We start from the raw sequence: 26,511 nt of genomic DNA on the forward strand, positions 1-26,511 counted from the left end.
GGGGCCCACCAGCCCCACGACGTGGCCCGCCGGGATGTCGATGGTGCACTCGCGCAGCGCCCAGCGTCTGCCGTACTTCTTGCCCAGTGCCTGGGCTCGCAGGACAGAGGTCACGTGATGTCCTCCTGAGGTTCGAAGGGATGGTCATGAACAGCGCCTCGGTCGTCGGGGCCTGCGGCGGCGCCGCGGCCCCGCCTGGCGGGAACGAAGCTAGGCGCCGCTCCCGCCGGCGCGCTTCGGCCGTGCTGACGAGATCGCCTAGCGCTGGGGAACGAGGGGCGGCCGGGTCATCCCTGCGACCTAGTCCTGAAGAGCGTGCGGCCCCGTCACGACGGCCGATGTGGAACATATGGGGCAGGCATGACAATGTGCCGGTGGAGACCAGCGAACGACGGCCGTGGTGGCGGCGGGTGCTCGACCTGTACCGCCGGCTGAACGAGGACGACCCGGCCCGGACCGCGTCAGGGCGCGGCGGCGGCGGATCCGAGGGGCTGTCTGGCCGGGCCCTCGCCTTCGACGTGGTGGCCGCGACTGCCTTGACGGTCCTCGCGGTGACGGTGGCGGCGCAGTATCCAGCGATCGGCGCCACCGCGCAGCAGCCAGCAGTGATCGAGAGCCTGCGGCTCCGGGCCGACCCTCCGCCGCCTCCGGGCGTCCTGCCCCAGAGCCCGTCACAGCTCGTCGGTCACCCGCTCGTCGGGCCTGCATCCCACGAGGTGCCCGCGTTCCTCGTGGCGCTGACCGCGCTGCCGCTGGCGGTCAGGCGCCGGTACCCGCTCATCGCCTTCTGGGTGGTGCTGCTGGCGGCGCGGGCCACGCACGCGGACGCGACGTGGATCACCGTCCTGACGTGCACGGTCGCCGCGTACGGCGCCATCGTCCACAGCCGGGACCGGGTCCTGGCGATGGGTGGCCTGGTGCTCGCGGGCGGGCTTCTCGGCGCCGGGTTCGGGGACATCGCGCCCGCGCTGCCGGGCTGGATGGGGCCGTTCTTCGCCCTGCTGAGCGCCGGCGTGCTGGGGAACTTCGTCCGCTTCTGGCGGCGCCGGCTCATCGGGATGCGGCAGGAGCAGGCGGACGCCATGCGCCGGGCCGTCGCCGAAGAGCGCTCCCGGATCGCCGCCGAGCTGCACGATGTGGTGACCCACAATGTCAATGTGATGGTGATCCAGGCCGGCGCCGCCCGCAGCGTGATGGACGCGGCGCCGGAACAGTCGAAACAGGCGCTGCTGGCCATCGAGTCCGGCGGCCGGGCCGCCATGGCCGAGCTGCGCCATGTCATGGGCCTGCTGGCCGGCCCGGGCGGTGAACGCCTCGACGGGCCGTCCGACGGGCTCGAACCCCAGCCCGGGCTCGACCGGCTCGACGCCCTGGTGGAACGGGTCCGCGCCGCCGGAGTGCCGGTGGACGTCGCGGTGTCGCCGCCCGGGCCGCTGCCTCCCGGGATCGACCTCGCCGCCTACCGCGTCGTACAGGAAGCTCTCACCAACACGATCAAGCACGCGCCCGGGGCCGCCGCGACCGTGACGATCGGCCATGACGGCGACTGGCTGGAGATCGAGGTGACCGACACCGGCGGCACACGCCGCGCCGAACCCCGGACCGCCGGCGGCGGCAGGGGGCTGATCGGGCTGCGCGAGCGGCTCGCGGTCTACGGCGGAACCCTCGACGCCGGACGGACGGCCGGGGGCGGATTCCGGGTCGAGGCCCGCGTCCCGTGGAGGACCGCATGACCGGGCCCTTGCGCGCCGTCATCGCCGACGACCAGGCACTGGTACGCACGGGATTCCGCATGATCCTCACCGCCAACGGCATCGACGTGGCGGCCGAGGCCGCCAACGGGGACGAAGCCATCGCCGCGGTCCGCCGTACCAGGCCCGACGTCGTGCTCATGGACATCCGGATGCCGCAGATGGACGGCCTCGAAGCCACCCGGCGCATCCTCGCGGGCGGCGGCGAGGACACCCGCGTGCTGATCCTGACCACCTACGACCTCGACCACTACGTGTACGCCGCGCTCACCGCGGGCGCGAGCGGGTTCCTGCTCAAGGACGTCTCACCCGAGCATCTGGTGGCCGCGGTACGTCTGGTGCGCTCCGGCGACGCTCTGCTCGCGCCCACCATCACCCGCCGCCTGGTCGAGCGCTTCGCGCGCCGCGACGACCTGAGGCCCGCCCTGCATCGCGATCTTTCGGACCTGACGCCTCGCGAGCTGGACGTGCTGCGCCTGCTGGCCACCGGCCTGAGCAACGCCGAACTCGCCGGCCAGTTGTCGCTCAGCGTGGCCACGGTGAAGACCCACATCGCCGCCATCCTGTCCAAGCTCGGCCTGCGCGATCGCGTCCAGGCGGTGGTGGTCGCCTACGAGACCGGCCTGGTCTCTCCCGGCGGCACCGGATGACCTGAATCCACGCTCACGTCCGGACGGTCGCGGCCGGCGGTGGGGACCCGAGATGGCGGGCGATGTCCACCTCCCACGAGCGCAGGAAGTCCCGATAGCCCCCGGCGAACTCGCGCAGGGGGCCCCGGCCCTCCGGCGTGAGTGCGGTCAGCTCGTACGTGACCCGTACCGTGCTGCCGCCCTGCCCATCCGCGTCCACCTCGACAGTGACGGTCCCGGCCCGGGAGCCGGGCGTCACCCTGGCGTAGGAGACGCGCCGTCCGGGCTCGCGCGCGGCCACCACCCAGATGGTCAGCTCGTCGTCCGCGCCGGTCTCGAAGACGGTGCCGGGGGCGGAGTCATCGCTGGTCCCCATCGGGAAACGGGGCCGCCACCCGGCCACCCAGAGCTCCTCGCCGCGCGGCGTGAACAGCGCGAACGCCGCCTCGGGCGGCAGCGCTACCGCCAGCGCTCCGGTGAGCGTGTACTGTGCGCCGCTCATCGCTCGGTCAGCCGGTGCGCGTCAGCGGAGGTCAGCGTCAAGCCGTACACGGCCTTGAGCTGCTCGATCTTGGCCAGGGTTTCGGGCGTGAACGGCACCTTGCCGTCGAAGGAGTGCAGCGCGATGCCCTCCACCAGGTCACCGAGCGAGATGTCGAGGTACTCGGCCAGCCCCTTGAGTACCTTGAGCACGTTCTTCTCGAGCCGGAGGCCCGTCTGAGTACGTTCTACTGTTACCATGGTAACAATGTACAGCATGCTGGCGGGTCGTGTCGGTGATCGTCGATCGGGTCGCTTCATCGTTCTGCCGGATCGCCGGCGTCCGCTCACCGGGTCGTCCCACCAGGGGTGCTCTGCCCGCGCCCGGCGGACCACGGGGGCCATCCGCTCGGCCATCCGCTCGATCGCGGCATCATCGGCGTCCGGGGGGAAGGGCGTCGAACTCGTCGTCGGTCTCGTCGCGCTCGGCGACGACCCGGCGGAAGTCCTCCATGCCCTCCTCGCTGAACACCGTCGAATAGATCATGAGCAGGGACTGGTTGGTGTCGGAAAGGTCCTGGGAGACGGGCGCGAACGCGGGCGGCACGTGCATCGGCGCGCGATGACGCAGGATGACGGCCAGCGCCGCGATCTGCGACAGCGGCACCCCCAGATCACGTAGCCGCTTGATCTGCAGCAGCCGGATCAGATGCGCGGCCTGGTACTGCTTGTAGCCGTTGGCCGTGCGCTCGGGCACCTCCAGCAGGCCGATCTCGTGGGAGTGCCGGATGGCCTTCACCGTCGTGACCGCGAGATCGCCAAGTTGCCGGGTGCTCCACGCCATCCGCTGCCGCCTTTCCCGATCGCCGCGGTCGAGATCACCGGCAAGGGCCCGGCCGGCATCCTGCTCGTCCAGAACGTACGCGACGTCCCCACCCCTCACAGCGGCGCCGAGATGCTCCGCGAGAAACCCGGCGACCGCGCCCGGCTGGTGAGCGTGGATGCCACCGGCCACGGCGTCTACATCATCGGCGGCAACTCCTGCGCGTGGAACACCACCACGAGCCGGCTGGCCGACGGCACGATGCCCGAGCGCGACGTAACCTGCCGCGCGTCCTGAGCGGGCGTTCAGCCCTGGCTGGTCCAGCGAAGAGTACCTGTGCGGCCACCGGTCACAGTTCCTATGTGCCGAGGAAGGGACCGTCATGCTGCTGGAGAACAGACCGCCATCATCTACGGCGGCTCCGGAGCGATCGGCTCCGCGGTCCACCTGACCGGACGCACTCGCGAACCTCTGGAGGACCTGGCCCACGCCATCTCCCGAGCCGGGGGCCGCGCCGAGGCCGTCCCGCTCAATGCGACCGACCGGGCCGCCCGCGCGACCATCCGCCCGTTGAGTGCCGATTCATCCGCCCGTTCACCCGCCGGGCGCACCCCTCGGCGCGGCACGGACGTGCGCGCGCTCGCCCTGCTTGCCGATGAGACTCAGGAACTCCACCGGACCGGCGCCGGCGGCCCCGAACCAGTGCGGCGTACGCGTGTCGAACTCCGCCGCCTGCCCGGGTTCGAGCAGCAGGTCGTGCTCCCCGAGAACGAGACGGAGCGTCCCGTTGAGGACGTACACCCAGTCGTAGCCCTCATGGGTGCGCAGGTCCGGCTCGGCGTCGTCCCTGCCGGCCGACAGAACGAACTTGTAGGCCTGGATCCCGCCCGGCCTGCGCGTCAGCGGCAGGATGACCGTGCCGTCACCGCAGGCGATGGGACGCAGGTTGATGCGGGGATCGCCGGTCGGCGGCGCGTCGACGAGCTCGTCGAGCGTGACCCCGTAGGCGCGCGCCAGCGGGAGCAGCTGCTCCAGCGTGGGACGCCGCAGGCCCGCCTCCAGCCGCGACAGCGTGCTGGTGGAGATCCCGGTCTGCGCCGCGAGGTCGGCCAGCGTCACGTCCCGCTGCAGCCGCAGGCGCTTCAGCCTCGGCCCGACGGCGTCGAGGGTGCGGTCAATGGTTTCGTCCACCCCGCCATCTTGCCATTCGGCAACAAGGTTTGCGCATCCGCCGGGTCGTTCAGCACCATGAGGAACGACCCGGACCCCATCACCGCGAAACGAGGAACACCAGCGATGACGCACGCCTTCGACAAGGACTACTGGGAGCAGCACTGGCACGGGGGAGAGGCCTCCATGGGCGGCCACCCGCCGAACCCGTACCTCGCCCCGGAAACCGCGGGCCTGGCACCCGGCACGGCCCTGGACGCCGGGTGCGGCAGCGGCGCCGAGGCCATCTGGCTCGCCGAGCGCGGCTGGCACGTCACCGCGGCCGACATCTCCTCCCACGCCCTGGCCGCCGCCGCCAGGCGCCCGACGTCCGGCGACGCCACCGGCCGCCTGCACTGGGTGCGGGCCGACCTCACCACCTGGCGCCCGGACGCACCGTTCGACCTGGTCATGACCCACTACGCCCACCCCGCGATGCCGCAACTGGACTTCTACGACCGCATCGCCGGCTGGGTCGCCCCCGGCGGCACCCTGCTCATCGTCGGCCACCTGCACACCCACGACGCCCCCGACCCCACCCCCGGCCCCGACGGCCCCACCGCCGGCCACGCCCACACTCCGGGCGCCGCCACCGGCCACGCTCACACCGGCCACGCTCACACCGGCCACGCTCACACCGGCCACGCTCACACCGGCCACGCTCACACCGGCCACGCTCACACCGGCGCGGCCCACAGCGGCGCCGCCGCCGGTCACGGCCACCACCCGCCCGCCGAAGCGTCGGCCACCCCCGCCGCCATCACCGCCCGCCTGCCCCGCACCCAGTGGGAGATCGTCACCGCGCAGGAGCACGTGCGCACCCTCCCAGGCCGCCCCGTCCCCCTGCACGACGTCGTCGTCCGCGCCACCCGCCACCGGTAGCCCCAACCCTCCGTCCACCAGCGCCAGGGCCCCGCCGCCCCGGCGCCGATCCCTCCTGCCCTCCCGTGAAAGGAACCCCGTGACCACCTCGCCTGTGGCGGCCCGCGATGCGATCATCCACGACCCTCGCCACCGCCGCACCATCCTGATCACCGTCTGCGTCGCCCTCATGGCGGTCATCGCCTCGGTGTCCGGCCTGAACGTTGCCCAGCCGCAGCTCACCGCCGCCTTCGGCGCCTCCCAGAGCGAAGTCCTGTGGATCATCAACATCTACATCCTCACGCTGGCCGCGCTGCTCCTGCCGCTCGGCGCGCTGGGCGACCGGTGGGGCCGCAGGCCGGTGCTCATCGCGGGCCTGCTCGTCTTCGGCGTGGCCGGCGTGGCGGCCGGCCTCGCCCCCTCCTCGCAGGTCATGCTCGCCGCGCGGCTCCTCAGCGGCGCCGGCGCAGCGATGATCATGCCGGTCACCCTCGCCGTCATCACCTCCACCTTCCCCGATGAGGAACGTTCCAAGGCGATCGGCGTGTGGGCCGGCGTCGCCGGCGGCGGGGGCATCCTCGGCATGTTCCTGTCGGCCGTGCTGGTCGATCTGGCGAGCTGGCGGTGGCTGTTCGTGCTGCCGGTCGTGCTCGTGGCCGCCGCCCTGGCCATGGCGCTGCGTTCCGTCCCGGACTCGCGTGAGCCGTCCGGGGGCCGCTTCGACGTCGTCGGCGCGCTCACGTCGATGATCGCGGTGGTGGGGCTCGTCCTGTTCCTCCACCAGGGCCCCGGGCAGGGGTGGAGCGCCCCCGCGACGCTCCTGAGCCTGCTCACCGGCCTGATCGCCGCCGCCGCGTTCGTGGCGTGGGAGCTGCGCCGGCCGGCTCCGCTGCTGGACGTGCGGCTGTTCCGGCGGCGGGGCCTGGCCTCGGGGTCGGTGTCGCTGCTGACGGTCTTCGGCGTGCAGGCGGGCATCTTCGTGGTGCTCTTCCCGTACTTCCAGGCGGTGCTCGGTTGGTCCGGCCTGCTGTCCACCCTGGCGTTCATGCCGATGGCGCTGCTGATGATGGCCACCTCCGGCCTGGCCCCGCGCCTGGCGGCACGCATCGGCAGCCGCCAGGCCATGGCCTGGGGGATCCTCCTGGGCGGCGCGGGCCTGGTCCTCATGGCCGCCCTGGTCTCCGTCGACGGCGGTTACCCGTCGATCCTGCCCGGCATGCTCGCCATGGGGGCCGGCATGGGGCTGACGATGACGCCGTCCACCGAGGCCATCACCACCGCCTTGCCCCGCGAACGCCAAGGCGTCGCCTCGGCCCTCAACGACATCACCCGCGAGCTCGGCAGCGCGCTCGGGGTCGCGATGCTCGGCGCGGTCCTGACCGCCGGCTACCGCACCGCCGTCGATGCCCGGCTCAGCACAGCGCCGGGCACGCTGCCGGAGGCGGACGCCGCCCGCGAGGGCATCTCCAACGCCCTGGCCGCCGCCCGTGAGGCCGGCCCGGACGCGCGGGCGCTGGCGCGGGCCGCGCAGGAGGCCTTCGTGGACGGCTGGCAGCAGGCGATGTGGGCCGGCGCGGCCGTCATGGCGGTCCTGTTCGTCTACGTCCTGGCGCGCGGCCCGCGGCAACGGGCCGGGAACGACTCCTGAGCACCGTGACACTACGGTGAGCGGATGAGTGAGGAATCAGTGCCGCAGGTGTTCACGAACCACTGGGCCGACGCCGTCGGTCCCGGCGGCCCGTCCCGTGACCTCTGCACGTGCATCGCGTACACCAGCACCAGGCCGCAGCGCGCGACCCGCTTCCACCCCGAACGCCAGGACACCGCGGCACCCGGATGGATCCGCCTGCTGGAGCTGGTCGAACAGGCGGCAGCCGACCGGCGGGAGGTGTTCAAGCCGCTGGCCGAGCTCACCCCGGAACAGCGGCGCCAGATCGTCACGCTCCCGCCGGCCATCGCCGGACTCACCTCGGTGAAACACCTCGTGCTGTACGGCAGCAGCCTGGTACGCATCCCGCCCGAGATCGGCGCCATGCGAAGCCTGGAGGAGTTCACCCCGCACACCTCCTACCGCCTGCACTGGTTCCCGTACGAGATCACCCGGTGCCGCAACCTGCGGCGCAGCACCGTGAGCACCCGCGCCCTCTACGGCAACTACAAACGCCGCCCGCCCTTCCCGCCGTTGCGGCCCGCCACCGCCGGCACCCCGGCCCTCGGCGACCTGGACCCGGGCGTCGGGGGCGCCACCGAGATCCGTACGTGCAGCGTCTGCGATCAGCACATCGGCGCCGGGAACCTCCGCCAGGTCTGGATCTCACGGTGGACCTCGGGCGCCGACGTTCTGCCCTTGCTGGTCAACGCCTGCTCGGCGGCCTGCGTCGAGGCGCTTCCCGCGCCCGCCGAAGGTTACGTCCCGGTGCCGCACACCGGCGGGCCGGGCGTCGAGCAGCCCCCGCCCCGCTGACGAGGTGCCGCAACCCGCTCACCACGGCAGCGAGGCCGGCAGGCCGGATCGCCGCCGTGGGGGCGCCGGGAGCCGCGCGGGCGTCTTCCCGAGACACTTCGAGTCTCCTGTCCAGATGGAGACGGAACGCCGGTAATGAGACTGGCCGAGGTGAACCGGTCCGGACAGGATGCCTGCTGAGAGACAACCTGTCTCCTTGGAAGGGGTGCTCATGAAAGCTCTCGTCGTTCCCGGATACGGCACGCCCGGCACGTTCACCGTCGAAGACCTCCCGATCCTCGAGCCCGGCCCGGGACAGCTGCAGGTCCGGGTGGCCGCCGCCTCGCTCAACCCGGCCGACCTGCTGATGACCGCGGGCACGGTACGCGAGATGGTCCCGCTGGACTTCCCGTTCGTCCCCGGCACCGACGTCGACGTCACCGGCACCGTGACCAAGATCGGCCCCGGTACGCGCGGGTTCGAGGTGGGGCAGGAGGTGTTCGGGTTCGGCGCGCCGCCGTCGTTCGCCGCCGGCGTCGGCATCCCCGCCGTCACCTCCGGCGCGCTGGCCGAGTACGCGACCTTCCAGGCCGGCCCGTTCCTGGCGAGACGGCCGCCGAAGCTGAGCGTGGTCACCGCGGCCGCGCTGCCCAGCACCGGCATGACCGGCCTGGCCGTGCTCGAGCGCGGACGGTTCCAGCCGCGCGAGACGGTCCTGGTGATCGGCGCGCCCGGCCGACCAGATGGCCTTCATCCGCCAGATCCTGGACCGGGTCGGCGACAAGTGGAGCATGCTCATCATCGCGATCCTGGAGGACGGCGCCCTGCGCTACACCGACCTGCAGCGCGATGTCCCCGGCATCTCCCAGCGCATGCTCAGCCACACCCTGCGCCAGCTTCAGCAGGACGGGCTGATCACCCGCACGGCCTACGCGGAGGTCCCGCCGCGCGTGGAGTACACCCTGACCCCCCTCAGCCGCGGCCTGCTCGACATCGTCAAGCAGCTGATCGGCTGGGCCTCCGACCACCACGACGAGATCCGCGCCCACCGCGACCGCGCCACAGCCGCGTCCTGACCGCCGCGCATGGCCGCTGTTACAGCGGAGGAGGCGGAGCGCTTGGCGGTGGCCCGGCGGCGACCCGGCCGTACCTGATCTCGGCACGCGTGATCCGTCCGGGACCGGTGACCGCGGTCGAGCGGGACGCCCACGCCCGCGCCGAGGTGACGCGGGAGACGTTCGACCGGCCGGCCCCCGCGTTCACCGAGGCACGATGCGCCGCGCTGGACGGGCTGCGCACACCGATGAGGATTCCGCGCCGTGCCCGTCTGCACGTGTGAGACCGACTCACGGGAGGCTGCCACGATGCGGAAACTGATCTTTGGCATGAACCTGAGCCTGGACGGCTACATCGCCGCGCCCGGCGACGACCTCGGCTGGAGCGTACCGAGCGACGAGCTGTTCCAGTGGTGGTCCGCCCGGGTGGGGGCGACCGGCCTGGCGCTGTACGGGCGCAAACTGTGGGATGAGCTCCCACTGGCCGGCCGCCGACCAGCAGCGGCGTACGCGATCGGGATGACCTCAGGCACACCCACGGCAACAACCCCCGCACCCGTCAAGGACGGCCGCGCAGCAGCGGATGCGACCGCATCGCCACCTCCAGCTCACCCGGCAGCTCATCCCGATACCGCCCCAGCGTCGACAGATCACTGTGCCCCAGCACCCGCCGCACCGCATCCATGTCCACCGCATCGGCCAGCAGATGCGTCGCCGTCGTATGCCGCAACCCATGCGGCGTCACCGACCGCCGCTGATCCGGATCCACCCGCCGCTGCACCCGATCGATCACCGCCTGCACATCCCCCCGCGCCAGCCGCCGCCCCCGCCACGACAGCAACAACGCCTTCTCACCACCCGCCCCGGCCATCTCCGGCCGCCCCCGCACCAGATACGCCTGCAACACCCGCGCCACATCATCAGGCAACGGCACATCCCGCGTCCGCCCGCCCTTGCCGAAGATCCGCCAGTACCGCACCCCGTCGTTGGTGAAGAAATCCTCCACATTCGCCCGCACCAGCTCCGACACCCGCGGCCCCACCGTCGCCAGCAACAACACGATCACCGCATCCCGCAACCCCGTACGCTGATCACGCCGCTTCCCCGGCTCCGCCGGCGCCTCCTCCAGCCCCCGCGCCGCCCCGACCAGCCCCTGAGCCTGCTCCCGCGTCAACGCCCGCCGCTCGGCCCGCAGCCCGCCCCGCTGCCTGGACGTCACCGTCGAAACCGTCATCGGATTGATCTGCACCCACCCCGCCAGCACCGCATGCTTGAACAACGCCGAGATCGACCGCCGGAACCGCGCCTGAGACGACGGCGACTGCCCCGCCCACTCACCCTCACGCGCCGAACCGGGGGAGGAGCGGCCATCCGGCTTACGCGCGAACGCCAGCAGGATCGCATCCACGTCCGCGCCCGTCAGATCATCCAGCACCACCCGCTCGCCGGCCAGCTCCACCAGCGTCGCCACATCCCGCGCATACACCTCCGCCGTCGCCGGCGACAACGCCCCCGTCAGCGTCCTGGCCCGCACCAGCTCCACATACCGGTCCGCCGCCTCCGCCACCGTCACCCGCTCCAGCTCCGCAGGCCGCACCGCCGCCCCTTTCCCTCACCGCAACGAGCAGAAAGATCCAGCAACGACGGTAGCGGCCCGCACCGACAGAAACGTCAGATGTCGCGGAAGGTCTCGATCCGCGCCCCCAGCGCGTTCAGCCGCTCGGCCAGATCCTCATACCCGCGATTGATCACATACACGTTCCGCAGCACCGACGTGCCCTCGGCCGCCATCATCGCCAGCAGCACCACCACCGCCGGCCGCAACGCAGGCGGGCACATCATCTCCGCGCTGCGCCACCGCGTCGGCCCCTCCACCAGCACCCGATGCGGATCCAGCAGCTTCACCGACGCCCCCAGCCGCGTCAGCTCCGTCAGATAGATCGCCCGGTTGTCGTACACCCAGTCATGAATCAGCGTCGACCCCTGCGCCGACGCCGCGATCGCCGCGAAGAACGGCACATTGTCGATGTTCAGCCCCGGGAACGGCATCGGATGGATCTTGTCGATGGGGGAGACCAGCTTCGACGGCCGCACCGTCAGATCCACCAGCCGCGTACGCCCGTTCGCCGCCGGATACTCCCGCCCCCGGTCGTGATCCAGCCCCATCTCCTCCAGCACGGCCAGCTCGATCTCCAGGAACTCCACCGGCACCCGGCAGATCGTCAGCTCCGACGACGTCACCACCGCCGCCGCCAGCAGGCTCATCGCCTCCACCGGATCCTCCGACGGCGAATAGTCGACGTCCCGCTCGATCTCCGGCAGCCCGTGCACGGTCAGCGTCGTCGTCCCGATGCCCTCCACCCGCACCCCGAGCTGCTCCAGGAAGAAGCACAGATCCTGCACCATGTAGTTGGAGGAGGCGTTACGGATCACCGTCACCCCGTCGTGCCGCGCCGCCGCCAGCAACGCGTTCTCCGTGACCGTGTCACCCCGCTCCGTCAGCACGATCGGCCGCGACGGCGACACCGACCGATCCACCCGCGCGTGATAGAACCCGCCCGTCGCCGTGATGTCCAGCCCGAAATGCCGCAGCGCCGACATGTGCGGCTGCACCGTACGGGTACCCAGATCACACCCGCCCGCGTACGGGATCTGGAACTGCTCCGTGCGATGCATCAGCGGCCCCAGGAACATGATCACACTCCTGGTACGGCGCGCCGCCTCGGTGTCCATCGCCTCCAGCTCCAGCCGGGACGGAGGCACGATCTCCAGATCACTGCCCTCGTTGATCCACCGCGCCCGCACCCCGATGGACGCCAGCACCTCCAGGATCCGGTACACCTCCTCGATCCGCGCCACCTTCCGCAAGATGGTGCGGCCGGAGTTCAGCAGCGACGCGCACAACAGCGCCACACACGCGTTCTTCGACGTCTTGACATCGATGCTGCCCGAAAGCCGGCGACCACCCACCACCCGCAGATGCATCGGCCCCGCATAACCGAGCGAGACGATCTCACTGTCGAGCGCCTCACCGATCCGGGCGATCATCTCAAGACTGATGTTCTGGTTACCGCGCTCGATGCGGTTGACCGCGCTCTGACTCGTCGCCAGCGCGTCGGCCAGCTGCAGCTGAGTCCAACCGCGATGCTGGCGCGCATCCCGGATCAGCCGGCCGATCCGCACAAGATAATCATCTGCCACAACAGGCAACCATATCTCACATATGAGATGCCCCAGCGCCCCCCGCAGGCGACGCGCCGGACAACTCCCGATGACCCGCCAACCGCTCCGGCGTCGCCGCAGCCTTCACCTTCCGCACGAACTCCTGCCGCGCCAGCCGGAACCCGCTACGGTCGTCGAACATGTCGCGACTCATCTCCGCCAGCTCCTCAGCCCGGTACGCATCCAGCGGCTTACGCCGCTCATCCACCTCACGCACCTGCCGCCTGCCCGCCAGCAACCGATCGTAACCCGGATCAGCCGCCAGCCGCTCCGCATACTCCAGCACCCGCCGCTCGAAATCCAGCCGCGACCCCGGCAACGCCTTGTCCGCCAGCCCGCACTCCACCGCCTCCACAGCCCCCACCGGCAACGCCTCCTGCGTCAACCGCCGCGCATGCTCCGCACCCACCCGCCGCGGCAGCACATACGTCCAGTACTCACTCCCGAACAACCCCATCGTCCGGTAATGCGGATTCAACACCACCGAATCCCGCACGATCACCCGATCCGCACCCAGCCCCATCATCACCCCGCCCGCACCCGCATTCCCCCCGATCGACGTCACCACCAGCTGACTCGTGCACCCCACGATCTCCCGGCACACCGCGTTGATCGCATTGATGTTCATCCACGCCTCCAGCTCCGGATGCCGCGACGCCTCGATCACATTCAGATGAATGCCGTTGGAGAACACCTCACCACCCCGCACCACCAGCACCCGCGTATCCTGCGCCACCGCATACCGCAACGCCGAAGCCAGCCGCCGGCACTGCTCGGTCGACATCGCCCCGTTGTAGAAATCGAAACTCACCACCCCCACCCCCTCACTGCGGTCATAGGTGATCTCGCTGTACCCCGCCCGCTGCGGCACCCCCGCCACCGCCTCACCCAGCGCCATCGCGGCCGGCAACTTGACCGCCCCCTCCTGCTCCACCCGCACATGACCCACCCACACCGTCCCGTCACCGGTGTGCACCAGCACCGCACCCTCACGCCGCGCCACCACCTGCCCCGCGACACCCGCCAGCTCCGGCCCCCGATACACGTCGAACACCCGCACCGGCAGATCACACAACTCCGCACGCCCGCCCGGCGCACCGTCCGCCGCCCGCACCCGCCGCAGAATGTCCTCCGTCGGCTCCGCCCACGAGAACTCCCGATCGGCATGCCGCATCGCCCGCCGCAACCGCCCCCGAACCCCGGGGGAGCGGTAATCCAGCGGCACCGGCACGAACGACGCGTCACCCGCCTTCGCCGCCACCTCCACCACCAGCTCCGCCGCCGCCTCGGCCACCGGCCCGTTGTACAACGCCGACTTACGCGGCGCCTCCGCCGGCATCGCGAACGTCCGAAACCCCCAGATCGGCCCCGCATCCATCTCCTCGACAGCCTGCAGCGCCGTCACCCCCCACTCCTCCTCACCCTCGAGGATCGCCCAGTCCAGCGACGACGGCCCCCGGTCACCGGGCGGCCCCGGATGAATGATCACCGTACGATGAGCCCGCCACAACGCCGCCGGCACCCGCTCCTTCAAGAACGGGCAGATGATCAGATCCGGCTTGGCCAGCTCGGCCGCCTCCACCATCACCTCCGGCGACAGGGCCAGCTCGACCGAAACCTCATGACCGGCCCGGCGCAACTCCAGCCAGGCACGCTGGGTCAGGCCGTTGAAGGAGGAGCAGAGCAGCAGGATACGCAACGCGATACTTCTTTCCGAGCAGGGGAGAGGACTACACCAGGGCGGGAGCTACCGGCCGGACCACGGGCAGACACACGTGTCACAGGCATTTACGGCAGACCCATATGACCCATACATCCCACGATGCTGACATGAAACGCCCACTGCTGGTGACCATTCCCCGCAAAAAGCTGCCCTGACCAGCCCCAATTGACCCGCTTTGCCCAGAAAATCCCTCCCTCGCCCGCGCCCCGAACCAGGGGAGGGGCCCGGGCGAGGGAGGCAACCCGGACCCCCAGGCGATGACACAACCCCCGCAAACGGAGCCACGCCACCACACACCACCTGCGCCGACACCCTCAGCATCACCCCGCACCCCGCCCTGCCAGGTCACGGCCAGGACAGGAGTCCCCGACAGCCCCTTGACACAACTCCGCGCAACGGCGATCCAAACCCGCCACCCAGCCCCGGGCCGCCCGCCCCGCCAAAACCGCTTGAGCCGCCCTTGATCACCGGTTGGCGTCCCGCGCCAGGGGAGTGACGCCGGTCACAGCGGACGCGGCACCCCCGAAGCGTCCGCGGGGCGGCGCTCTCGCGGGACGGACCTCGGCGGTCGCGCGTCCCGCAGGGAACCAAGACCCCGCAAAACCGGACCCCGAGGATCAAAAGTGACGATATTGGCTAAACCAGACAGAATCCAGCTTCTGTCCGGTAACGCATACTTTCACCCAACCCACGGTCAAACGAGGGAGTAGCGGATCGGCAGCCGCTTCAACCCGCCCACGAACGTCGTCGCCGTCCACGCCGGCTCACCGTCCAGCTCGACCTCCGCCAGCCGGGGCAGCAGCTCGGCGAACAACGCCGCGACCTCCATCCGCGCCAGCGCCGCGCCCAGGCAGAAATGCACCCCGAACCCGAACGCCAGATGCCGGTTCGGCTCACGCCCGGCCTCGAAACGGAACGGCTCGTCGAAGACGTCCTCGTCCCGGTTGGCCGACGGGTAGGACAGCAGCACCGACTCGCCCTCGCCGATGGGGACGCCGCGCACCCGGGTGTCGGCGGCGGCGGTGCGCATGAACGCCTTGACGGGGCTGACCCAGCGGATCATCTCCTCGACGGCGGCCGGGAGCAGGGCGGGGTCGTCGCGCAGGCGGCGCAGCTGATCGGGGTGGCGGATGAGGGCTTCGAGGCCGCCGGCGATGGTGGAGGTGGTGGTGTCGTGGCCGGCGGTGGCGATGAGGATGTAGTAGGAGGCGGCGGTGTTGTCGTCGAGGAGGCGGCCGTCGATGCGGGCGTTGGCGATGCGGGAGGCGAGGTCGGCGGTGGGGTGGGCGCGGCGGGTGGCGGTGAGGTGGTGGAAGTAGGCGAAGAGGTCTTCCAGGACGCCGGTGTGGTCGCTGGGGGTGCCGGTGCCGCGTCCGGTCTCGTCGTCGTTGTGGCCGAAGAGCTGCTGGGTGAGGTGGAGCATGCGGGGGAAGTCGGATTCGGGCAGACCGAGGAGGGTGAGGATGACGTAGAGGGGGTAGTGGGCGGCGATCTGGCGGGCGAAGTCGCAGGTGGTGCCGTGCTGGGCCATGAGGTCGACGTGGCGGCGGGCCAGGTCGCGGATGCGGGTGTTCAGGGTGCGCATGGCGTGGGGGCGGAACCAGTCGGCGGCGACGGCGCGCAGGGGGCGGTGGTGGGGTTCGTCGAGGTGGACGATGCTGGTGAGGGCTTTGCCTTGTTCGCGGCGGGTGTGCAGGGCGTGGTCGAGTGCGGTGGTGCGCAGGACGGGGCGGGGGGCGTTGAGCCAGAGGGTGTGGTCGCGTTCGATGGCGAGGATGTCGCTGTGGCGGGTGATGGCCCAGAAGGGGTTGTAGCCGGGGGCGTCAACGTGGTGGACGGGGGCTTGGTGGCGCAGGAGGGTCAGGGCGGTGTGGAGGCGGGTCTCGTCGGTGTAGGTGCGGGGGTCGGCCAGGGCGTGGCCTGCTTGGGTGAGGGTGGTGGGTGCGGGGGCGGGCATGGGTGTCTCCCTGGGCCGGGGCTGGTGGGTGGCGGGGTCCATTGTGTGGTGCGTGCGGGTCCCGTGCGGTGGCCAGGGGTGGCATTCCCGTGGTGGGTGGCGCCCAAGCGTGGATAAGTGGTGGCTTATAGGCGGTTGACGAAGCGGGCGGCGGCGCGCTGGCTCATGCCGGTTTCGCCGCGGACGAGGAAGACGGCTTCCTGGATCTGGCCGAGTGCTTTGAGTTCGCGGGCCTGGTCGACGAGGTCGACGCTGATGCCGGGGCGGTTTCGGGGGTTTCTGGTGAGTCTGGCGGCGAGGATGATGAGCCAGATGGCGGCGGCGGTGATGACCGCGGTGAGGGCGATGATGCTGGGTGAGGCGATCTCCATCGGGGGCATGGTGGGGCGTCTTCCCGGGTGCGGTTGGTTTATGCGGGCGCTCTCCGTGGTTGCTCGATAATGAACATTATGTCAAGTAGTGGTGGTGGAGGCTCCCCTGCGCGGGTGGGACGGCCGGGTCTGGTGGGAAGATTTTTCCGGCGCCCGTGGCGGGTTCCGTGCGGGGTGCGAGGGGGCGGCGGAGGGCGGCTGAGCGGGGGTTACGCCGTGTCATCGGCTCTGGTGGCGGGCCCTGTGCGGGCGTTGACGCCCGGCTTGACCTTTCGTTGATTCGCTGTCCTTGGCGCCAGGTGTGGTCATAAGGTGGAGCTCCTGCTATTCGCGCCGCGAGAGGAGCAGCACGTGGGGAACGAGTCGGTGTTATGCCCGGTGTGCCAGAGGGTTCTGCCCGCTTCCGGTAAGGAGTCGTACACGCCGCTGCGGGGGCGGCTGATCGTGACGAACGGGTACTGCGCGGGCGGGTGCGCCGAGCGGCGCGCGGAGCCGTCCGAGCAGACGCAGCAGATGGTACGCCCGCAGGCCGCCCCCTCCCCTGCTCCGGTGCCGTATCCCGGGCACGGCCAGGCCCCCGCACAGGGTCAGGGTCAGGGTCCGGTGGGCGCGGCGCGTGCGGCACTGCGGGTGGTGCGCTGAACGTGCGGTGGTGACGCCGGCGGGCCTGTTCAGTGGTGGCCGTCGGCGGTGTGCCAGTAGTCGCGGGTCCGTACGGCGAGGCCGTCGGCGTCGAACTGGGCGAAGACGCAGCCTGCGAGGGTGACGGGGCGGCCGTTGTCGTAGGCGTGGACGCGGAACTCGATGGCGGCCTGGTCGCCGTCGGTGATGGGCGTGGAGAAGGTGACCTCGGGGTCGCTCTCGCCGGTGAAGGACCAGGCGAGGTAGTCGGCGATGGCCTGCTTGCCGCGGTGCGGGGGGCGGAAGGGCATGCTGGTGTGGACGGCGTCGTCGTGGTAGAGGGCGGTGATGGCGGCGACGTCGTGATGGGTCCAGCCGTGTTGCCAGGTGTCGGCGAAGCGCTGGGCGGCCTGCCGGGTGTCGATGTGGGTCATGGGGTGCTCTCCCCCGCTGCCGCGGGGTTGTAGGGGCGGGTGGCGGTGACCGCTGTGACGGGCAGGGGCCCGTACAGGTGGGGGAAGCCGTTCTCGAGGCGGATGTCGAGTCCGGTGGGGTCGATGTCGAGGACGATCAGCGGCTCGGACAGGTGGCTGTAGTAGGCGGTGTGCACGCCGTGCAGCTGGGTCAGGTCGCGGCTGCAGTGGATGAAGCCTTCCTCCTCCAGGGTGCGGCCGAGGGTGGAGATGCGGTACTCCCCCGCCGCGCGGGCGTCGTCCCAGTCGGTGCGCAGGGCGAGGTGGTGGATGCGGCGGGTCGTCATGGGGTCCTTTCGGTGGCGTGGGCCAGGGCGAGGGTGAGCAGGGTGCGGGCTTCGCCGGGGGGACGTTGTTCGACGACGTGCTCGAGCCAGAGGGTGGAGACGGTGGTGTAGAGGAGGCGGGCGCGGGGGTCGCCGGCGGGCAGGTCGAGGGTTTCGGCGATGAGGCGGACGCAGCCGTCGGTCCAGCGGCGGGCGATGTGCTGGAGGACGGGGTCGCGGCCGGCGTGGACGTAGAGCTCCCACAGGCTGAGCTGGCGGGTGCGGTCGGCGGCGGCCTGGTCGGTGAGGGCGGCCAGGCCGTGCTGGGTGATCCAGGTGCGGGTGGTGGCGAGTTCGGTCTCCACGAGCTGGGCGAAGGCTTCGGCCAGGAGCTGGTCGCGGGAGGCGAAGTAGTAGGTGGTGGCGGCGAGCGGCAGTCGGGCGCGGTGGGCGACGGCGCGGTGGGTGACGGCGTTGAAGCCGCCTTCGGTGAGCAGGGCGACGGCGGCGTTGAGCAGGGTGGTGCGCCGGCGGCGGCTGCGTTCCTGGCTGGGCCCGGGCCCGGGGTGAGGGCCGGGGTGCGGGTTCAGGTGTGGGTTCAATGGCCACCTGCGAGGTTGAGGAGGACGACGCCGCCGATGATGAGCAGGATACCGCCGATCTTGAGGGGGGTGAGGGTCTCGCCCATGAAGGCGGCGCCGATGAGGGCGATGGCGGCGGTGCCGGCGCCGGACCAGACGGCGTAGGCGGTGCCCATGTCGAGCTGGAGTTTCAGGACGCGGGACAGCAGGGCGAAGGAGGTGATGTAGCCGGCGGCGACGGCGATGGTCCAGCCGAGGTGGGTGAAGCCGTTGCTGAGTTTGAGTGCGGTGGTGGCGAGGACTTCGGTGGTGATGGCGAGGGCGAGCAGGAGCCAGGCCATGGGTGGTTCTTCTCCGGGGGTCGCAAAAGTGGTACGGGTGTCCTGATTTTAGTGGTGGTCCTCCCCCTGTGCGGTTGGCGCGGGCGCGGGTTGCGGGGAATCGCTTGAAAACGCAGTCGAATACGTGTTCCACTGGAGGGTGTGGCTTGGGACGCGCTTTCGCTGGTCGACGCCGCCGACGATCGTCCGCTGATCGAGCGGCGGGCGGTGGTGCGTGACGGCTTCTACGAGCTGCAGGCCCGCACGGTGATCGAACGGGTGCCGCAGGCCGCGGGCATCGCCCAGCAGTGGGCCGTCTCCCCCTACCGTGGCTGCGCCCATGCCTGCCGCGGCTGCGGCGCCCGTGCCGCGCACCGCCGGTTGGGCCTGGACGCGGGCAGTGATTTCGACACGCGGATCGTGGTGCGGCCGAACGTGGCCGAGCGGCTGCGGGCGGAGCTGGCGCGCTGGGACGGCAGTGAGCTGGCGGTGGGGCTGGGCGGCGACTGCTATCAGGCGGCCGAGGAGACCTACCGGCTGATGCCGCACGTGATCGGGGCGCTGGCGAGCTCGGGCACGCCGTTCACGGTGTACACCAAGGGGCCGCTGGTGCTGCGGGACGCGCAGTTGCTGGCGCGGGCCGGGGCGCGGGTGGCGGTCTCGATCGCGTTCGTGGACGAGCGGATCCGGCGGTCGGTGGAGCCGGGGGCGCCGTCGGCGCAGGCGCGGCTGGAGCTGGTCTCGGCGCTGGTGGAGGCGGGGGTGGACTGCCGGGTGGTGATGGCGCCGGTGCTGCCGCTGCTCAGCGACGCGGCCGACCAGCTGGGGGCGACGGTGCGGCGGATCGCGGCGGCGGGGGTCAAGCGGGTGGAGCCGGTGGTGCTGCGGCTGCCGCCGGGGACGCGCGGCTGGTACCTGGAGTGGCTGGGTCAGGCGCATCCGCAGCTGGTGGCGCGCTACGAGGAGCTGTACGACCGGGCGGGGCTGCCGTCGGCGGCGTACGAGGGGCGGATCACGGGGCAGATCGCGCAGTTGTGCCGGGTGTACGGGATGGAGTGCGGCGCGCCGGAGGCGGTGCGGTCCGAGCCGCGGGCGGCGCAGCTGGCGCTCGTGTGACGTCCCCGGGGTTGCCGAGCTTCATGCGCGTGCGCCTTCGCCGCGCTGGGCGGGCGGGTCAGCGCTGGTGCTGCTCGGGCAGGTGGCTGCCGGCGTGCGCCCAGGCCAGCACGTTGGGCACGTTCTCCCGGTCGAAGAACGCGAGCACCTCCCGGTCGGTGTGGCGCAGGCTGAAGTGGGTCAGCACGAACAGGGTCCGCGGGTGCGCCAGGACGTACGGTTTGAGCTGGCTCCACACGGTGTGGCCCACGCGGCGGGCCCGCTCGGTCTGGGCGTCGTCCAGGTAGGTGCACTCGGTGATGATCACCGGGTAGTCGGCCAGGGCGGGGTTGCGGGCGAGCGCGCCGGCGTGGGTGTCGCCGAGGTAGGCGAACAGCGGCCGCTGGACCTGCCGGTCGACGGCGATGCCGCGCCTGCGCCGGTCGGCGACGAGCCGGCCGAACTCGGCGGCGGGGAGTCTCGCCTTGAGCTGTTCGGTCTCCGGCAGGAGGGCCCGGCGGTTCTCGGCGACGCCGTACCCGGCGCTGGGCACCTTGTGCTCGGTGTGCAGGACCCGCACCGTGTGGGAGCCGTTCCGGCCGATGGGGAACTCCTGGCCGGGCTGTACCCCGTGCACGCGGGCTCCGGCGGCCAGGGTGGCGTCGAAGGCGGCGCTCTGGTTAAGCTCGGTGGTGGCGCGCAGGTAGTGGCGCACGTACGGCAGCGCCTGCTCGGGGACGTGGATGTCGACGCCGGCCGGGCGGGTGGCCAGGAAGTCGAGGTCCTTGGCGTGGTCGAGGTGGGTGTGGGTGAGCAGCACCGTGTCGACCTGGCGGCCTTCGGCGAGCCCGGCGTCGAGGCCGAGTTTCAGCTCGGGGATGTGGAAGAACGTCTTGTCGGCGGCGCGTGAGTAGCCGGTGAGGGTCAGCTGGGTGCCCGGCAGGCGCCAGGTCTTCCACTGCCGGAACGGATGCCCGCGCTCCAGGAGCTCAGGGTGCGTGATCATGGGCAGGAGGATAGCCCTGCCCGGGGGAAGGTTTCCTCGCGTTTTTCCCGTCCCCCTGTCCCCCGTGTTCCGCTATGGGGTGGGTGCGGGGGTGGAGCGGACGGCGAGGCGGTCGAGGGAGATGCCGAGCACGTCGGCCAGCGCGGCGATGGTGAAGAACGCCGGCGTGGCGATGCGGCCGGTCTCGATCTTGCGGAGGGTCTCGGCGGACATGCCGGCCGCGGCGGCGACCTCGACGATGCTGCGCTCGCCGCGGGCCTGGCGCAGCACGTGGCCGAGCTGCTCGCCGCGCAGGCGTTCCTCGGGGGTCAGCGGTGGTCGCACCATGCCCCCACCTTATACCGGGCCGCGCGGAAGCTCCGGCCGTACACTGTGCCGTACACCATACGGTAGCGTGGCGGCATGGACGACAGCATCGTGATCACCGGCGCGCGCGTCAACAACCTCAAGAACGTCTCCCTGCGCATCCCCAAGAACCGCCTGGTCGTCTTCACCGGCGTGTCCGGCTCCGGCAAGTCCTCCATCGTCTTCGACACCGTCGCCGCCGAATCGCAACGCCAGCTCAACGAGACCTACACCGCCTTCATCCGCAACCGGCTCCCCTCCTACGACAAACCCGACGTCGAAGCCATCGACAACCTCGGCGCCGCCATCGTCGTCGACCAGAAACCCGTCGGCGGCAACGCCCGCTCCACCGTCGGCACGATGACCGACATCATGCCGATCCTGCGCGTGCTGTTCTCCCGCTACGGCACCCCCAGCGCCGGCTACTCCTTCGCCTACTCCTTCAACGACCCCACCGGCATGTGCCCCGGCTGCGACGGCCTCGGCCGCGCCGTCCAGCTCGACCTCGACGCCCTCATCGACCCCCGCCGCTCGCTCGACGACGGCGCCATCCGCTTCCCCCTGTTCGGCGTCGGCACCTGGCAGTGGCAGATCTACGCCCGCTCCGGCACGTTCGACCCCGCCAAGCCCATCGCCGACTACACCCCCGCCGAACGCGACCTGCTCCTGCACGGCAGCGGCTTCACCGTCAACGTCCACGGCAAGAACGGCACCCTCAACAAGGTCGACTACGAAGGCGTCGCCGACCGGTTCACCCGCCTCTACCTCAAACGCGACACCTCCACCCTGTCCGAACGCACCCGCCGCGCCGTCCAGGAACTCGTCACCGAAGGCGTATGCCCCAGCTGCCGCGGCGCCCGCCTCAACCCCGCCGCCCTGGCCACCAGGATCGGCCCCCACTCCATCGCCGACCACGCCGCCATGGAGATCACCGACCTCATCACCGTCCTGACCGGCCTCGACAACCCCGTCGCCGCCGCCGCCGTACGGGCACTGCGCCGCCTGGACGACATCGGGCTCGGCTACCTCAGCCTCGACCGCGAGACCTCCACCGTCTCCGGCGGCGAGGCCCAGCGCCTCAAGACCGTGCGCCACCTCGGCTCCGCCCTCACCGGCATGACCTACGTCTTCGACGAGCCCAGCGCCGGCCTGCACCCCAGCGACGTCGGCCGCCTCACCCGGCTCCTGCAGGCCTTGCGCGACAAGGGCAACACCGTCCTGGTCGTCGAGCACGACCCCGACGTCATCACCGTCGCCGACCACGTCATCGACCTCGGCCCCGGCGCAGGCGTCCACGGCGGCCACATCGTCTACACCGGCAGCCCCGCCGGCCTCGCCGGCTCCGGCACCCGCACCGGGACCGCCCTGCGCCGGCGCGCCACGCTCAAGACCGAGCCGCGCCACCCCACCGGCCGGCTCACCATCGCCCCCGCCAGCCTGCACAACCTGCACGACGTCACCACCGACATCCCCACCGGCGTGCTCACCTGCGTCACCGGCGTCGCCGGCTCCGGCAAGTCCACCCTCATCACCCGCATCCTGCCCGCCCAGCACCCCGGCGCCGTCGTGGTCGGACAGGCCGCCCCCGGCACCTCGGCCCGCTCCAGCCCCGCCTCCTACCTCGGCGTCCTGGAACCGATCCGCCGCCTGTTCGCCCGCGCCGCCGGAGCCCCGCCCACCCTGTTCAGCTACAACTCCGGCGGCGCCTGCCCCCGCTGCGAGGGACGCGGCATCATCCACACCGACCTGGCGTTCATGGACCCCGTCACCACGGTGTGCGAGCTGTGCGCCGGCACCCGCTACCGGCCCGAGGCGCTCGCCCACCGGCTGCGCGGCCTGTCGATCGTCGACGTGCTCGCCCTGACCGCCGAACAGGCCGCCACCTTCGTCACCGAACCCGCCGTGGCCGGCCGCATCGCCGCCCTCGTCGACGTCGGCCTCGGCTACCTCACCCTCGGCCAGCCCACCAGCACCCTGTCCGGCGGCGAACTGCAGCGCATGAAACTCGCCGGCGAGCTGTCCAGGACCGGCGCCGTGCACATCCTGGACGAGCCCACCACCGGGCTGCACCTGTCCGACGTCGAGACGCTCATCGCCCTGCTGGACCGGCTCGTCGACGGCGGCAACACCGTCATCGTCATCGAGCACCACCTCGACGTCGTCAAACGCGCCGACTGGGTGATCGACCTCGGGCCCGGCGGCGGCAGGCACGGCGGCCGCATCCTGTACGAAGGGCCGCCGGCCGGCCTGCCCGCCGTCCCGGAGTCCGTCACCGGCGCCCACCTCAAGGCCGCACTCGCCACCGTAGAGTGAACGCCTGGCGCGCACCGGCGACGGGACACCGCCTGGCCCTATCCGGTCCAGGATCCGCTACCCGGTGGCGAGGCGGGTGATGAGGTCGCGTCCCTTGTCCACGATGGGCTGGACAGGGATGTCGTAGTTGCTGAGGATGACGGCGACCCAGCCCAGGCCCGGGTAGATGTCGAGGTTGGCGGATCGGCCCGGACCGCTGCCGGAATGCCCGAGGATGCGGCGCCCGTTGAGGACGGTGTTGCGGAAGCCGTACCCGTACAGCCGGCACTGGCCCGCGGTGACGGGCGGGTCGGCGGGGTCGAGGACCACCTTGCCGCTGGTGAACAGCTCGGTGAACGCCTCGCCCATCAGCTCCCCAGCGCGTAGCGCCTGGACGAAGGCGAGCAGGTCGGGGGCGCTGGCGTAGACGCCCTCGGCGGGGCCGCCGACGAATCCGAAGTTCTCGTCAGTGGTGAAGTCGGCGCGCTCTCCGGATTTCCGGGTGTAGTAGGGGTGCGCGATGCCACGGTCGGCGAGGACCTGCGGGCGGGTGAAGAGACCGGAACGCTTCATGCCGGCCGCGGCGAGCACGTGACGGCGTACGTAGTCGTGAAATCCCTGACCGGAGACGGCCTCGACGAGCGCCCCCAGCACGAAGTACCCGGAGTTGCTGTACCTGTGCCGGGTGCCGGGCTCCGGATCGGGCTGCTGCTCCATGTCGCGGATGATGGCCATGACGCCGTCCATCATCTCGCGAGCGCCGGCCCACCTCCTGACCCCCTCGGAGAAGGCCGGCGAGCTGGGGTAGTGGCCCATGCCCGCGGTGTGGGTCAGCAACTGGTGGACGGTGACCCGCCCGGCCGCCTCGGAGAAGCCGCCGAGATGGGTACCCAGCGTCTCGTGCAGCTTCAGCCTGTCATCCTCGACGAGCTGTCCCACGGCCACGGCAGTGAAGATCTTGGTCAGTGAGGCGAGACCGAAGACGGTGTCGCGGCCGTTGCGGATCGATCGGGACGCGTCAGCCATGCCGTAGGAGCGGGTGAGCACCGGCTCGCCCCGGTGTGCGAGCAGGACGGTCCCGGAGAACTGGTCCTGCCCGGCGCGCCGGGCCAGGTACGCGTCGAACTCCCCGCCGGGCAACAGCTCCTTGGGGACGCGCCCGGCCCGGGCCGCGGAAGCGGCGGCGGGGCTCGCGAGCACGCTGCCCGCAGTCACGCTGCCCGCAGTCACGGAGGCGGCGCCCAGCAGGGCGAAAGCCGAGCGTCGGGAGGGCTGTGCGGGTTCGTGCGGTGCCATGGCTGCTACCTTCCGGAGGTCCGGGCTGCGAACGGGTCAGCGGGGTGCGATCTCCTGCGGCCGGTGTGCGGCTTGCCGGGCACGGGCGTGGTCGCTTCTACCGGCCGTCCGGGTCCATGGAGTCCCCGGTGATGTACAGGTTCATGTGGTCGAAGTCGAGGGTGATGGCGAACGGCTCGAAGAACTCGTGGGTGAAGTTGGCGATCGTGTCGAATTTCATCCCGGCACCGACCTTGGGGTTCTCGTTCGCCCAGCCCTTGACCCGCCGCCGGGTCGCCTTGCCGAGGCTGATCTCCTCCGGCGTGATGGGGTGCTGCACTCCGCCCTGGGTGTTCTCCGGCTCGCCGAGTTCGATCCCGGCGCGTCCGGCGAAGGCGATGGAGGTGCCGATGCCCCGGCCGGGGCCGCCGGTGTCGAAGGTGACGACGCGGGGCCCGAAGTCGTTGAGCGAGCCCAGCGTGCAGGGGAAGTGGTCCTTGGCCAGCCACAACGGCAACACATCACCCCCCAGCCCCGCCGCCTCGGCACGGAACCCGCGCAGGGCGGCCTCGGTCTTGCGGCGCAGGACGAACTGCTGGTGGCCGTAGTCGATGGTGGTCAGGAAGTGGTAGAACAGCACGGTGCCCAGGGTGCCCTGGGGCACGGTGCCGTTGGGCAGCCCGGGGCGCACCGCCGCGTTCCAGTGCACCGGCACATTACGCATCTCGATGTCGCCCACGCGCACCGACTCGGCGACACCGTGGAACATCTCCCAGCCCTTGTTCTCGATCCTCGCGCTGCTCTTGGAGATCCACTTGAGGCCGGCGTCCTCGGCGAGGTCCAGGGTGAAGCCCGCCGTGGTCGCGCCGGTGTCGAGCAGGAACGTCGCCGGCGGCCTGCCGTTGATGGACACCTGCAGATGCGGCAGCGGATCGATGCCCAGCAACGGCACCCGGGTGCTCTGCGCACCGTGCACCTGCCAGGTCCTGCCCTCGATGTGCTCGTACAGCGTGGCGTAGGCCGCGTGCGTGCTGTTGCCCGTCTTGCGCAGCCACGGAACCGACTCACGCAGCCTGTCCTGACGTACGTAGCAGTCGGCCAGCTGGTAGAGGGAGAAGGTGTCGTCCGGCTTCAGCGTGACGGCACGCCTGAGAAACTTCTCGGCGTCGGCGAACCGGTTGGACAGCAGGGCGATGTAGCCGATCTGCGCCGCGGCGTGCGCGTTGCCGCCGTCCTCCTTCAGCAGACGCCGGTAGCCCCGCTCGGCCCGCCTGAAATCGCCGTCCTTGAACAGTTGGTCGGCCTCGGCCGCGGACTCCGGAGCGGCGGCGGCCGTCCGGGCGTTCGCACCACCCGCCCCCAGCAGCGGCAGCGCCGCACCCACCCCCGCGAGCTGCAGGAACTCCCGCCGGTCCAGCCCCCGCGACGTTCTGCCTTCGTGCACGATCGGCTCCCTTGCCCTTTGCGATGTCAGTGAGGATCCGCCCGGCACGCTCAGCGACCGATCGGGACCGGTCACTACGCGGGGATCCGGGCAGATGCCCGGGAGCAGTACACCAACGACGTTGTTTCCTCGCTGTTGCCGCCCACCTCGCCCACCTCCGCCGCCCCGAACCGGCGGCCATGCCGCCCGGCTCCCGGTGCTCGCCTGCCATGTGCCGGGAATCTTCCGCGGTATCCCGGCCGCCCGCTTAATCAGATGGCAGTCAACGT

At 71.2% G+C, this 26,511-nt stretch carries 28 protein-coding genes and 1 pseudogene; 12 read left to right on the forward strand and 17 right to left on the reverse strand.

From position 1 onward, the window contains the following. Positions 1-374 precede the first annotated feature (374 nt). Together AB0I79_RS38665 and AB0I79_RS38670 are read left to right on the forward strand one after the other, a co-directional pair. Entirely contained in the window at positions 375-1,733 is a 1,359-nt protein-coding gene (locus AB0I79_RS38665; protein ID WP_357884434.1) for a histidine kinase, read from the forward strand. After that, positions 1,730-2,401: a response regulator transcription factor gene (locus tag AB0I79_RS38670; protein WP_357884436.1), complete on the forward strand. Its 672-nt coding sequence runs from the start codon at positions 1,730-1,732 to the stop codon at positions 2,399-2,401. Before AB0I79_RS38665 ends, AB0I79_RS38670 begins: the two co-directional genes overlap by 4 nt. 13 nt (positions 2,402-2,414) lie before the next feature. Here AB0I79_RS38670 and AB0I79_RS38675 read toward each other — a convergent pair whose 3' ends face one another. The 3 genes from AB0I79_RS38675 to AB0I79_RS38685 all read right to left on the reverse strand — a co-directional run bounded on the left by AB0I79_RS38675 (position 2,415) and on the right by AB0I79_RS38685 (position 3,704). Continuing rightward, a complete protein-coding gene (locus AB0I79_RS38675) occupies positions 2,415-2,882 on the reverse strand; it encodes an SRPBCC family protein (RefSeq protein ID WP_357884438.1) in 468 nt (155 codons plus the stop codon). Next, entirely contained in the window at positions 2,879-3,121 is a 243-nt protein-coding gene (locus AB0I79_RS38680; protein WP_357884440.1) for a hypothetical protein, read from the reverse strand. The genes AB0I79_RS38675 and AB0I79_RS38680 overlap by 4 nt, the downstream gene beginning before the upstream one ends. Before the next feature lie 172 nt (positions 3,122-3,293). Continuing rightward, positions 3,294-3,704, reverse strand: a complete 411-nt coding sequence (locus AB0I79_RS38685) for a MerR family transcriptional regulator (RefSeq protein ID WP_357884442.1) — start codon at positions 3,702-3,704, stop codon at positions 3,294-3,296. Here AB0I79_RS38685 and AB0I79_RS38690 point away from each other — a divergent pair. Beyond that, positions 3,684-3,980, forward strand: coding sequence for an alpha/beta hydrolase (locus AB0I79_RS38690; protein WP_357884444.1), 297 nt, complete (start codon positions 3,684-3,686; stop codon positions 3,978-3,980). The genes AB0I79_RS38685 and AB0I79_RS38690 overlap by 21 nt on opposite strands. Positions 3,981-4,277: 297 nt before the next feature. Here the strand turns inward: AB0I79_RS38690 and AB0I79_RS38695 are convergent, their stop codons facing one another. Beyond that, positions 4,278-4,874, reverse strand: a complete 597-nt coding sequence (locus AB0I79_RS38695) for an XRE family transcriptional regulator (protein ID WP_357884446.1) — start codon at positions 4,872-4,874, stop codon at positions 4,278-4,280. 105 nt (positions 4,875-4,979) lie between these two features. On the opposite strand from AB0I79_RS38695, the gene AB0I79_RS38700 reads away from it, so the two are divergent. The 6 genes and pseudogenes from AB0I79_RS38700 (at position 4,980) to AB0I79_RS38725 (ending at position 9,535) form a co-directional block, all read left to right on the forward strand. Next, the gene (locus AB0I79_RS38700) at positions 4,980-5,774 is read left to right on the forward strand and encodes a class I SAM-dependent methyltransferase (RefSeq protein WP_357884448.1); all 795 of its coding nucleotides are present in this window, start codon (positions 4,980-4,982) and stop codon (positions 5,772-5,774) included. Between the two features lie 79 nt (positions 5,775-5,853). Then, positions 5,854-7,401: an MFS transporter gene (locus AB0I79_RS38705; RefSeq protein WP_357884450.1), complete on the forward strand. Its 1,548-nt coding sequence runs from the start codon at positions 5,854-5,856 to the stop codon at positions 7,399-7,401. 24 nt (positions 7,402-7,425) lie between these two features. Beyond that, positions 7,426-8,217, forward strand: coding sequence for a hypothetical protein (locus AB0I79_RS38710; RefSeq protein WP_357884452.1), 792 nt, complete (start codon positions 7,426-7,428; stop codon positions 8,215-8,217). Positions 8,218-8,428: 211 nt separating this feature from the next. Further along, positions 8,429-8,686: pseudogene (locus tag AB0I79_RS38715) on the forward strand (alcohol dehydrogenase catalytic domain-containing protein); the annotation flags it as partial. Positions 8,687-8,939: 253 nt separating this feature from the next. Further along, on the forward strand, positions 8,940-9,272 hold the full coding sequence (locus tag AB0I79_RS38720) for a helix-turn-helix domain-containing protein (protein WP_357884454.1): 333 nt from the start codon (positions 8,940-8,942) through the stop codon (positions 9,270-9,272). Positions 9,273-9,361: 89 nt separating this feature from the next. Then, positions 9,362-9,535: a hypothetical protein gene (locus AB0I79_RS38725; RefSeq protein ID WP_357884826.1), complete on the forward strand. Its 174-nt coding sequence runs from the start codon at positions 9,362-9,364 to the stop codon at positions 9,533-9,535. Positions 9,536-9,810: 275 nt separating this feature from the next. Here the strand turns inward: AB0I79_RS38725 and AB0I79_RS38730 are convergent, their stop codons facing one another. From AB0I79_RS38730 to AB0I79_RS38750, 5 genes are all read right to left on the reverse strand, one after another. Continuing rightward, on the reverse strand, positions 9,811-10,848 hold the full coding sequence (locus AB0I79_RS38730; RefSeq protein WP_357884456.1) for a tyrosine-type recombinase/integrase: 1,038 nt from the start codon (positions 10,846-10,848) through the stop codon (positions 9,811-9,813). Positions 10,849-10,922: 74 nt separating this feature from the next. After that, a complete protein-coding gene (locus tag AB0I79_RS38735; protein WP_357884458.1) occupies positions 10,923-12,452 on the reverse strand; it encodes a UDP-N-acetylglucosamine 1-carboxyvinyltransferase in 1,530 nt (509 codons plus the stop codon). Between the two features lie 16 nt (positions 12,453-12,468). Beyond that, positions 12,469-14,172: an enoyl-CoA hydratase-related protein gene (locus AB0I79_RS38740; protein ID WP_357884460.1), complete on the reverse strand. Its 1,704-nt coding sequence runs from the start codon at positions 14,170-14,172 to the stop codon at positions 12,469-12,471. Positions 14,173-14,890: 718 nt separating this feature from the next. Beyond that, entirely contained in the window at positions 14,891-16,153 is a 1,263-nt protein-coding gene (locus AB0I79_RS38745; protein WP_357884461.1) for a cytochrome P450, read from the reverse strand. Positions 16,154-16,278: 125 nt separating this feature from the next. Then, positions 16,279-16,524 carry a hypothetical protein gene (locus AB0I79_RS38750; protein WP_357884463.1) on the reverse strand — a complete coding sequence of 82 codons (246 nt, stop codon included), beginning with the start codon at positions 16,522-16,524 and terminating at the stop codon, positions 16,279-16,281. Positions 16,525-16,836: 312 nt separating this feature from the next. Between AB0I79_RS38750 and AB0I79_RS38755 the strand changes: the two genes are divergently transcribed. After that, entirely contained in the window at positions 16,837-17,166 is a 330-nt protein-coding gene (locus tag AB0I79_RS38755) for a hypothetical protein (RefSeq protein WP_357884465.1), read from the forward strand. A 29-nt stretch (positions 17,167-17,195) separates the two neighbouring features. On the opposite strand, the gene AB0I79_RS38760 is transcribed toward AB0I79_RS38755, so the two are convergent. The 4 genes from AB0I79_RS38760 to AB0I79_RS38775 are packed head-to-tail and all read right to left on the reverse strand — an operon-like array spanning position 17,196 to position 18,806. After that, positions 17,196-17,579 carry a nuclear transport factor 2 family protein gene (locus AB0I79_RS38760; protein WP_357884467.1) on the reverse strand — a complete coding sequence of 128 codons (384 nt, stop codon included), beginning with the start codon at positions 17,577-17,579 and terminating at the stop codon, positions 17,196-17,198. Continuing rightward, entirely contained in the window at positions 17,576-17,905 is a 330-nt protein-coding gene (locus AB0I79_RS38765) for a DUF952 domain-containing protein (protein WP_357884469.1), read from the reverse strand. The genes AB0I79_RS38760 and AB0I79_RS38765 overlap by 4 nt, the downstream gene beginning before the upstream one ends. Next, positions 17,902-18,486: a TetR family transcriptional regulator gene (locus AB0I79_RS38770; RefSeq protein ID WP_357884471.1), complete on the reverse strand. Its 585-nt coding sequence runs from the start codon at positions 18,484-18,486 to the stop codon at positions 17,902-17,904. The genes AB0I79_RS38765 and AB0I79_RS38770 overlap by 4 nt, the downstream gene beginning before the upstream one ends. Next, on the reverse strand, positions 18,483-18,806 hold the full coding sequence (locus tag AB0I79_RS38775; protein WP_357884473.1) for a multidrug efflux SMR transporter: 324 nt from the start codon (positions 18,804-18,806) through the stop codon (positions 18,483-18,485). Before AB0I79_RS38775 ends, AB0I79_RS38770 begins: the two co-directional genes overlap by 4 nt. Before the next feature lie 141 nt (positions 18,807-18,947). Between AB0I79_RS38775 and AB0I79_RS38780 the strand changes: the two genes are divergently transcribed. Further along, positions 18,948-19,901, forward strand: a complete 954-nt coding sequence (locus tag AB0I79_RS38780; protein WP_357884474.1) for a radical SAM protein — start codon at positions 18,948-18,950, stop codon at positions 19,899-19,901. A gap of 58 nt (positions 19,902-19,959) precedes the next feature. Here AB0I79_RS38780 and AB0I79_RS38785 read toward each other — a convergent pair whose 3' ends face one another. Both AB0I79_RS38785 and AB0I79_RS38790 read right to left on the reverse strand, forming a co-directional pair. After that, complete coding sequence (locus AB0I79_RS38785) at positions 19,960-20,886, reverse strand: MBL fold metallo-hydrolase (protein WP_357884476.1); 927 nt, start codon at positions 20,884-20,886, stop codon at positions 19,960-19,962. A gap of 72 nt (positions 20,887-20,958) precedes the next feature. Next, positions 20,959-21,213, reverse strand: a complete 255-nt coding sequence (locus AB0I79_RS38790; protein WP_357884478.1) for a helix-turn-helix transcriptional regulator — start codon at positions 21,211-21,213, stop codon at positions 20,959-20,961. 75 nt (positions 21,214-21,288) lie between these two features. Here AB0I79_RS38790 and AB0I79_RS38795 point away from each other — a divergent pair, with 75 nt between their 5' ends. Next, positions 21,289-23,544: an excinuclease ABC subunit UvrA gene (locus tag AB0I79_RS38795; RefSeq protein ID WP_357884480.1), complete on the forward strand. Its 2,256-nt coding sequence runs from the start codon at positions 21,289-21,291 to the stop codon at positions 23,542-23,544. A 57-nt stretch (positions 23,545-23,601) separates the two neighbouring features. Here AB0I79_RS38795 and AB0I79_RS38800 read toward each other — a convergent pair whose 3' ends face one another. Beyond that, positions 23,602-24,819, reverse strand: a complete 1,218-nt coding sequence (locus tag AB0I79_RS38800; protein ID WP_357884482.1) for a serine hydrolase domain-containing protein — start codon at positions 24,817-24,819, stop codon at positions 23,602-23,604. A gap of 97 nt (positions 24,820-24,916) precedes the next feature. After that, positions 24,917-26,242, reverse strand: coding sequence for an aspartyl protease family protein (locus tag AB0I79_RS38805; protein WP_357884484.1), 1,326 nt, complete (start codon positions 26,240-26,242; stop codon positions 24,917-24,919). Positions 26,243-26,511: the final 269 nt, after the last annotated feature.

It is taken from the genome of Nonomuraea sp. NPDC050202 (assembly GCF_040656115.1).
Taxonomy (GTDB): domain Bacteria; phylum Actinomycetota; class Actinomycetes; order Streptosporangiales; family Streptosporangiaceae; genus Nonomuraea.

Bases quoted from the DNA above. Each gene is read 5' to 3' on its own strand.
- AB0I79_RS38670 (WP_357884436.1), top strand. From the start codon at position 1,730: ATGACCGGGCCCTTGCGCGCCGTCATCGCCGACGACCAGGCACTGGTA.
- AB0I79_RS38675 (WP_357884438.1), bottom strand. From the start codon at position 2,882: ATGAGCGGCGCACAGTACACGCTCACCGGAGCGCTGGCGGTAGCGCTG.
- AB0I79_RS38680 (WP_357884440.1), bottom strand. From the start codon at position 3,121: ATGGTAACAGTAGAACGTACTCAGACGGGCCTCCGGCTCGAGAAGAAC.
- AB0I79_RS38685 (WP_357884442.1), bottom strand. From the start codon at position 3,704: ATGGCGTGGAGCACCCGGCAACTTGGCGATCTCGCGGTCACGACGGTG.
- AB0I79_RS38700 (WP_357884448.1), top strand. From the start codon at position 4,980: ATGACGCACGCCTTCGACAAGGACTACTGGGAGCAGCACTGGCACGGG.
- AB0I79_RS38710 (WP_357884452.1), top strand. From the start codon at position 7,426: ATGAGTGAGGAATCAGTGCCGCAGGTGTTCACGAACCACTGGGCCGAC.
- AB0I79_RS38720 (WP_357884454.1), top strand. From the start codon at position 8,940: ATGGCCTTCATCCGCCAGATCCTGGACCGGGTCGGCGACAAGTGGAGC.
- AB0I79_RS38745 (WP_357884461.1), bottom strand. From the start codon at position 16,153: ATGCCCGCCCCCGCACCCACCACCCTCACCCAAGCAGGCCACGCCCTG.
- AB0I79_RS38750 (WP_357884463.1), bottom strand. From the start codon at position 16,524: ATGGAGATCGCCTCACCCAGCATCATCGCCCTCACCGCGGTCATCACC.
- AB0I79_RS38760 (WP_357884467.1), bottom strand. From the start codon at position 17,579: ATGACCCACATCGACACCCGGCAGGCCGCCCAGCGCTTCGCCGACACC.
- AB0I79_RS38765 (WP_357884469.1), bottom strand. From the start codon at position 17,905: ATGACGACCCGCCGCATCCACCACCTCGCCCTGCGCACCGACTGGGAC.
- AB0I79_RS38775 (WP_357884473.1), bottom strand. From the start codon at position 18,806: ATGGCCTGGCTCCTGCTCGCCCTCGCCATCACCACCGAAGTCCTCGCC.
- AB0I79_RS38785 (WP_357884476.1), bottom strand. From the start codon at position 20,886: ATGATCACGCACCCTGAGCTCCTGGAGCGCGGGCATCCGTTCCGGCAG.
- AB0I79_RS38790 (WP_357884478.1), bottom strand. From the start codon at position 21,213: ATGGTGCGACCACCGCTGACCCCCGAGGAACGCCTGCGCGGCGAGCAG.
- AB0I79_RS38795 (WP_357884480.1), top strand. From the start codon at position 21,289: ATGGACGACAGCATCGTGATCACCGGCGCGCGCGTCAACAACCTCAAG.
- AB0I79_RS38800 (WP_357884482.1), bottom strand. From the start codon at position 24,819: ATGGCACCGCACGAACCCGCACAGCCCTCCCGACGCTCGGCTTTCGCC.